This window comes from Clostridium sp. HBUAS56017 (assembly GCF_007115085.1).
Lineage (GTDB): Bacteria > Bacillota > Clostridia > Clostridiales > Clostridiaceae > Clostridium > Clostridium cibarium.
This window is the reverse complement of record NZ_SULK01000005.1, coordinates 119492-127490: the sequence shown is the minus strand read 5'-3', so window position 1 is coordinate 127490 and position 7999 is coordinate 119492. Positions and strand designations below refer to the sequence as shown.

Below are 7999 nucleotides of genomic sequence, written 5' to 3'. Positions count from 1 at the left end.
ATTTGATTCTTTTTCTAGAGTTTTAGTATGTTTCATTGTGTGTTGTGTTTTTTCAATAACATTGATTATTTCACCTAAAATATCACTTACTTTGCAGGTTGAATCCGTAGACTGTTCTGCAAGTTTTCTTATTTCTTCTGCAACAACTGAAAATCCACGTCCAGATTCACCTGCTCTTGCAGCTTCAATAGCCGCATTTAATGCGAGTAAGTTAGTTTGATCTGCAATTTCAGTAATTGTTTTTATTATGTTGCCAATTGAATTTGACTTTTCGGATAAGTTATTTATTTGTAGAAGTACTTCTTCAGAGGCTTTCGTATTCTCAGTAAATTTATTTGAAAGGTCATTAATTGATTTAAGGCCCAAATCGTTATTCAATTTCAAGTTATTCATGCTTTCAATTGTTTTTTTGATTTCACTTTCTGAATTAGTAATTTTTTCAGATAACTGATTAAAAATATTCAAACTTTCAGTTACTTCCTGAGTTTGATTGATTGAACCAGAAGCAATTTCTTGTGTAGATTCTGCAATTTGGTGGGACATTTCATTAAATTGATCTAATGATTGATAAATATTACCAGATGTGTTTTTAAGTGTAGCAAATACTTGATTTGCATTTTCTGATACTTTTTTTTGGTCGTTATATAATTGTGAAGTTTCTTTTTCTTTTTTTTCAATATTTTTAAATAATTTATAGGTTTCATTAGCAATAATTGCAGCTATTGCTGATGCTAGGATAAATTCTATGCAAACAAATACCCATACAGGTAAGTTATTCATAATTAAAAATTGATTTGGATAGAGTATGAAAAGTAGTGCATTTAAGGATATTGTAGCAATAGAATACACAATTACAACGCTCTTGTCATAATAAGCACTAGCTACTATAAGCATAAGAAAATAACCTTGTGTAATGGCACCAAAACGACCATCACCTGAATAGGCTATAGTTATCGCTGCAGCTAGAGGTAGGTTTACCATATAAAGGTACCTTGCATATTTTTTTAATGGTTTTTCTAGCATTTTTATAATCACACTACCTACTAACATTATAAAGACTATGGCATCTCTTGAGTTTCCACCTAGAAAAAACCTTACAAATATAAATGCTGGAAAAGGTAATAAAAGATTAATTATAAATACAATAAGATTCATTTGTTTTTCTTTACCGTTTAACATGTCTAATTTCATAATAATCCTCCTAGAGTTAATAGACTCATTAAAATAATTTTGATTATTCAATCTATAAATGAGTAAATTAACAAATGGATTTTACTTAAATTATTAGAAGTGCCAAAAAGACTAAAGAGAAGTTTAGGGTAAAACTTTGATAAGAAAAATGTATTATATCATGTTTAAATTCTCATTGTAGGATTTAGATGTTATGAGTGGAACTAATGATATACTGATGATAAGTTGTATAAACAAATAATCGACGATGAATCTTTACAATTATCAAGTTTCCTACCAATGCAAAATAGTTCTAAGTTTTTGGTATAGAATAAGAGTGTTACAAATTAATAGCGCTGATTTTCCCGAAAAAGTACTATTAGTTATAGAAAATTTGCTTTGTTAGTCATTAAACTTCTCCAATATTCAATTATTATTTGCTGGATATTAATTAAAAATCCATTAATTATTTTTTATCATTTATAGAATAATATATATATTCTACAAAAATATTGAAATACCTCTACTATATACTAATTTATCAATAAAATGTATCAGCATGTTGCTTGTATATAGAAATCATAATGTTATGTAATATAATTGATAGAGTAGAGCGTTGATTTGTTATTTAGTTATTATGCAATGAAGCTTGCAAAAGGAGATTTTATACAAACACTTTACATAATATTACTTATATGTAAAAAAGATGAAATAAAGACTCGCATTCCTAGTGGAGTAATGCTTTATAGTTTAATATATGGGACTAATGAACAATCGAACTAAAGTTCATACGAATTTTAACGACAAAAAAAGGATTATAATAATAAAATATGACAAACCACCAAGTATATTGACAAAAATGTGCAATTTTTTATATAATTAAAGATGTGTGAAAGCGTTTTTTATAATTAAATGTTTTGGAAAGAATTATTAATGTTATATAGAATATGATTTAAGAAATTAGGGAAGGTGAATTTATGAAAAAAGTCCTTATAGTAGATGATGCTTCATTTATGAGAATTAATCTTAGAAAGATATTAGAGAAAAATGGATTTGAGGTTGTAGGGGAAGCAGCTGATGGATTAGAGGCAATAAGAAAATACTTTACACTTAAGCCAGATATTGTAACGATGGATATTACAATGCCTAAAATGGACGGTATTGAAGCACTTAAAGAAATAAAAAATAAAGATTCATCTGCAAAAATTATTATGATTTCAGCTTTGGGTCAAGAAAAGTGGGTTAGAAAAGCAGTTATGCAAGGTGCAATAGGATTTATTGTGAAACCATATAAAGATGATTATGTTGTTCAAGCATTAAACAAGCTATAAGAATTATTTAAGATTAATGGGAAGTTTCTATTAAAAAGACTTAACCCTCTATAGTAAAATAAGCATTACTATAGGGGGTTAATGTTTTAATTGCTAAGGTATTGACGTTAACGTTACGTGAAGGTATATAGTTTTCTTGTAAGGAAGGTGAAATTTGTGGAATATACAGTACAAAAGCTAGGAAAGTTAGCATGTGTTAGTACCAGGACACTTAGATATTATGATGAGATAGGAATTCTTAAGCCGGCAAGAATTAATTCATCAGGATATAGAATTTACGGAGAAAATGAAGTTGATAGATTGCAACAAATACTTTTCTATCGAGAACTAGGTGTGAGCTTAGAAAGTATAAAAAATATATTACATAATCCTTCCTTTAACGAAGAAAATGCGCTTAGGGAACATCGGAAAAAACTTATAGAAAAAAGAAATCAAATAAATGTTTTAATTGAAAATGTTAACAAAACTATTGCTTTGAAAGAAGGAAAATTAAGAATGAATAATGAAGAAAAATTTGAAGGGCTTAAGAAGAAGTTTATTAAAGAGAATGAAACGAAATATGGTAAGGAAATAAGGAAAAAATATGGAGAAGGAGTAATTGATAAATCAAATTTTAAAATAATGAATATGACAGAAAAGGAATATGCTGAAGCTAAAAACATTGAAGAGAAACTTAGAGAAGTTCTATCAGAAGCTTTAAAAACTGGTGATCCAAGTAGTACAAAGGCTCAAGAAGCGGCTGAACTTCATAGAAATTGGATTGAATTTTATTGGACTGAATACAGTAAAGAAGCTCATGCGGGTCTTGCGCAAATGTATGTAGAGGATGAAAGATTTAAAGAGTATTATGATAAATACGAATCTGGAACAGCAGATTTCCTAAGAGATGCAATTCTAATTTATACAGGTATGAAAAAGTAATTATTAAAAGACTTAAAGTGATTATATATCATTTTAAGTCTTTTTCTTATAAAGGAGCTAAATAATCATAGTAATTCTAAGATGATAGATATAAGAAACTAAACTATGAAATTTATAAAAAACTTGCAGTAATTATTAAATTAAATAACCCCAAATGATAAAGAATAAGTAAGTTATAGAAAAATATGTTATAATACTGCTATGTTTTGGTAATTTGTAGATTGAAATCAATTATGAATAATATGAAGGATGTGAGGAGTTTTGTCTGGGAAGGTAAAGGAAATTATTGATGAAATAATTGAAGAACGATCTAAAGGAAATCCTGCAATTAGAGAGATGACTAAAGCAAAATTGATTTTAAAAGGACTTAATCCTAATAAGTTTAATAGATATTCATATGATGATCCGAAGATAATAGAAAAACTTCGGATAATAGAAAAAGAGTTAATTGGTAGGAAAGTAGAAGATGAGAAGCTAAATATAAAATCAATATTTTCAGAGGAAAATTCAGAAGAGGATGTTGTGCTAGATATTAAAAATAAATTTAAAAATTTCAGTGCGGATCTCATTATATTTTTTTCTTCTTCAAATTTTAATCAAGGAAAGTTAAGTTATTTAATGAAGGAAACTTTTAAAGATAGTACAATAGTTGGATGTTCTACTGCAGGGGAGATGGTAAGTGGACAATTGCTAAATAATGCGGTTGTAGCTATGGCTATTAATTCAAATGTCATTTCTGATATGAAGTTGGAAGTGATTAAGGAAATGGATAAAGGTTTAAACTTGGAGCCAGCTTTTAGGTCGTTTGAAAATTATTTCAAAGAAAGTCTATATACAATGGATATAGCAAAATATGTTGGATTGGTTTTAATTGATGGAATAAATAAAAAACAGGAAGAAGTTATGGACTTAATTGGAAATAGGACTAACATATTTTTTGTAGGAGGAACAGCTGCTGATGAGGGCAAACATGTAGAAACTCATGTATGTGCTGATGGGAAGGCATATACAGGAGCAACAGTTCTTTTAATGTTAAAAATAAATGATGATGCTGAGTTCAATATTATTAAGACACAAAGTGTTAAAGTTTTAGAGAATACACTTATTGCCAATAAGGTTAATGAGGAGACTAGGGAAGTAATAGAATTTAATAATATGCCTGCTGTTGTAGCATATGCAGATGCGGTGGGGGCAGATTCAATAGATGATGTAAAAAAATACTTTAAGACAAATCCAGTTGGATTGATAGTAGGGGATGATGATATTTATGTGAGATGTCCCGAAAAGTTAAATGATACTAGGATGGAATTTTGCTGCAAAATACTTAATGGTATGGAAGTTACTTTACTAAAAACAACAGATATTATTAAGGATACTAAGAGAGCTATAGAAAATGAAATTAGTGAAAATGGAAAAATCGAAGGAATTGTAAATTTTGATTGTATATATAGGATTGAAAAGATAAAGAAGAATGGTCGTCAAAAAGAATATGGGGGAATATTTAAGGATATACCTACAATCGGTTTTTCTACATATGGAGAGGAGTTTATAGGACATACAAATCAAACTTCTACAATGTTAATTTTTAGATCAAAGAAAAAAGATAACTAATAATACAAATAGTAAAAATATTCTATAATATTGGAGTAATAAATTATGGATAACTTGATGAATGAACTAAAAAAAAGTCAATTAAAGAATAAGGATTTAGAGATAGATAATAAAGATTACGTTAATAAAATAAAAAAGATTAATGAGGAATTAATAAAAGAAAATACTGAATTAAAAAGTAGATTAAGAGAAAAGACGAAACAATTAGAGGATATAACTGTAGAACTTAAAGATTTTAATATTATGTTAGAAGATGAAATAAATGAACGTACAAAAAGTGAAGAAGCTTTAGTGGAAAGAGAAAGACAATTTAGATATGCTGTTGAAGAGGCACCAGTGCCAATTATGCTATATACTGAAGATGGGAATATAATTAAGATAAATAAAACTTGGACTGATATTACAGGATATAAAATAGAGGACATTCCTACAATATCTGAATTGAAAAAAATTTCATCTGAACTTGCAACAGTACTAGAAAACACTATGATGAGTAAATTTAATGACTTTCAGAAGAAAAAGAATGATGGTGAAGTTTGTATATGTACAAGTAAGGAAGGAAATAGAATTTGGGATTTTTATTCGGCTTGCATAGGCACATTACAATATAAACAAAAATTATTAATGGTGGTAGCTATAGATATTACTGAAAGAAAGCAGGCGGAAGAGTTACAAAAAAGTATTCAAGAGGAAAGAAAAAGATTATATGAAATTAAAGAGTATGATAGGATTAAAACGGAATTTTTCTCTAATATTTCCCATGAATTAAGAACACCAATTAATGTTATTTTCTCAGCAGTTCAGCTACATGAAATTAAGTCAAAAGAGTGCAAATGTAAAAATGCATCTTTATATATAAATAAATATACTGGAATAATGAAACAAAATTGTTATCGTCTTTTAAGGCTTGCGAATAATTTGATTGATATAACTAAAATAGATGCTGGATATCTGGATTTAAATGAAGTAAATGTAAATATAGTTTCTACTGTTGAAGATATAACTACTTCTGTAGCAGCCTATATTGAAAATAAGGGATTGTCATTAATATTTGATACGGATGTAGAGGAGAAAATTATTGGATGTGATCCAGAAAAAATTGAAAGAATTATTTTGAATTTATTATCAAATGCAGTCAAATTCACTCCAAGTGGGGGAAAAATAATGGTTAATATAGAGACTAACTCAGAAAATGTTTGTATAAAGGTAAAGGATACAGGAAGGGGGATTCCAGAAGAAGAGACGTATTCTATATTTGAACGATTTATACAAGTTGATAAGTCTCTTGCAAGAGACCATGAAGGTAGTGGAATAGGACTATCTCTTGTAAAATGCTTGGTGGAACTTCATAGTGGGACAATATCGGTGAAAAGCAAAGAACATTATGGAACAGAATTTATCATAAACATTCCTTGCAAGTTAGTTGAAGGCAAAGCTTTAGATAGAAGTAAGCAGTGTAACAATAAAAGTGAAAGTTATATTGAAAAGATTAATATAGAGTTTTCAGATATATATAATTAAAAGATAAGAATTAATAGTTGTACAATGTGCACTAAAATATTGTTTAGTGTAGTTATAGAATATACAGTTTAAATATGCTACTCTTATTAAGACAAAGATGTCTTTATCATTGGATAAAGGCATTTTTTTATTATAAAGTTTTACATATAAGGGGGAGTTATATGAATATTAATATATCTATTGATAATTTATGGGTGATATTTGGTGGCATTTTAGTGTTCTGGATGCAAGCTGGTTTTGCTATGGTTGAAACTGGTTTTACAAGATCGAAGAATGCAGGAAATGTTATAATGAAAAACTTGATGAATTTTACATTAGGTTCATTGATATTTTGGATTATAGGGTTTGGAATCATGTTTGGCTCCGATATAGGCGGGGTTATAGGAATGCCAAAACTTTTTGGAGCAGTGGATGGAAGCGCATATCCAAAAGGAATATCCAGTTACACTTTTTTATTTTTTGAAACAATTTTCTGTACAACAGCTTCGACAATAGTTTCAGGAGCTATGGCAGAAAGAGCAAAGTTTATTTCTTATTGTATATGTAGTGTTGCAATAGGAGCTATTATATATCCAGTTGCAGGACATTGGATTTGGGGTAATGGTTGGCTTTTTAAATTAGGCTTTCATGATTTCGCTGGAGCTACAGTAGTCTACTCAATTGGTGGATGGTGTGCATTAATTGGAGCAGCAATGCTTGGACCGAGAATTGGCAAATACTCAAAACATGGTAAGTCTACTGCTATTCCAGGACATAGCTTAACTCTTGGAGCACTTGGAGTATTTATTCTTTGGATGGGATGGTTTGGATTTAACGCTGCATCAAGTATGAGTATAACTGGGGAAGGATTGCTTGAAATTACTTCAAGGATATTTATAACTACTAATTTATCAGCAGCAGCTTCAACAATGACTACAATGATTAGTACATGGATTAAGTATGGTAAACCAGAGGTAAGTTTAACTTTAAATGGGGTACTTGCTGGATTAGTAGCTATTACAGCAGGGTGTGATGTTGTTACGCCTAAAGGAGCAGTTATTATAGGCATTATAGCTGGGATTGTTATGGTGTATGGTATAGAATTTATTGATAAGGTATTAAAAATTGATGATCCAGTAGGTGTAATTGGAGTTTATTGCATAAATGGTGGTTTAGGGACAGTATTAACAGGGCTATTTGCAGCTTATGGCAATTCACTTGGAGTATTTTATGGTGGAGGATTTAATCTGCTTATAATACAGTTAATTGGTGTAATAGCTGTAGGAATTTGGTCAGTTGTGGCGGCAACTATATTATTTAGAGTAATTAAAGCAATTGTAGGATTAAGAGTTACAAGGAAAGAAGAAATAAGAGGTCTTGATATAGAAGAACATGGATTAGAAAGTAGTTATGCAGATTTTCAAAGTATAGATTTAAATATGTAGATAAATTGAACATGAAAAATA

At 29.1% G+C, this 7999-nt stretch carries 6 protein-coding genes; 5 read left to right on the top strand and 1 reads right to left on the bottom strand.

The window, feature by feature from the left end; translation table 11 throughout:
• The coding region (locus tag FAY47_RS21170; protein WP_143316001.1) for a methyl-accepting chemotaxis protein at positions 1 to 1191 on the bottom strand (1191 nt) is incomplete at its 3' end.
• Between the two features lie 956 nt (positions 1192 to 2147).
• Between FAY47_RS21170 and FAY47_RS06760 the strand changes: the two genes are divergently transcribed.
• The 5 genes from FAY47_RS06760 to FAY47_RS06740 all read left to right on the top strand — a co-directional run bounded on the left by FAY47_RS06760 (position 2148) and on the right by FAY47_RS06740 (position 7978).
• The gene (locus tag FAY47_RS06760; RefSeq protein WP_143315934.1) at positions 2148 to 2501 is read left to right on the top strand and encodes a response regulator; all 354 of its coding nucleotides are present in this window, start codon (positions 2148 to 2150) and stop codon (positions 2499 to 2501) included.
• Between the two features lie 156 nt (positions 2502 to 2657).
• On the top strand, positions 2658 to 3422 hold the full coding sequence (locus FAY47_RS06755; RefSeq protein ID WP_143315933.1) for a MerR family transcriptional regulator: 765 nt from the start codon (positions 2658 to 2660) through the stop codon (positions 3420 to 3422).
• A gap of 261 nt (positions 3423 to 3683) precedes the next feature.
• The gene (locus FAY47_RS06750) at positions 3684 to 5033 is read left to right on the top strand and encodes an FIST N-terminal domain-containing protein (protein ID WP_143315932.1); all 1350 of its coding nucleotides are present in this window, start codon (positions 3684 to 3686) and stop codon (positions 5031 to 5033) included.
• 45 nt (positions 5034 to 5078) lie between these two features.
• Entirely contained in the window at positions 5079 to 6554 is a 1476-nt protein-coding gene (locus FAY47_RS06745) for a PAS domain-containing sensor histidine kinase (RefSeq protein WP_143315931.1), read from the top strand.
• Between the two features lie 161 nt (positions 6555 to 6715).
• On the top strand, positions 6716 to 7978 hold the full coding sequence (locus FAY47_RS06740) for an ammonium transporter (RefSeq protein ID WP_143315930.1): 1263 nt from the start codon (positions 6716 to 6718) through the stop codon (positions 7976 to 7978).
• Positions 7979 to 7999: the final 21 nt, after the last annotated feature.

Coding starts and splice junctions, on each gene's coding strand:
- FAY47_RS06760 (WP_143315934.1), top strand. CDS start 2,148: ATGAAAAAAGTCCTTATAGTAGATGATGCTTCATTTATGAGAATTAAT.
- FAY47_RS06740 (WP_143315930.1), top strand. CDS start 6,716: ATGAATATTAATATATCTATTGATAATTTATGGGTGATATTTGGTGGC.
- FAY47_RS06745 (WP_143315931.1), top strand. CDS start 5,079: ATGGATAACTTGATGAATGAACTAAAAAAAAGTCAATTAAAGAATAAG.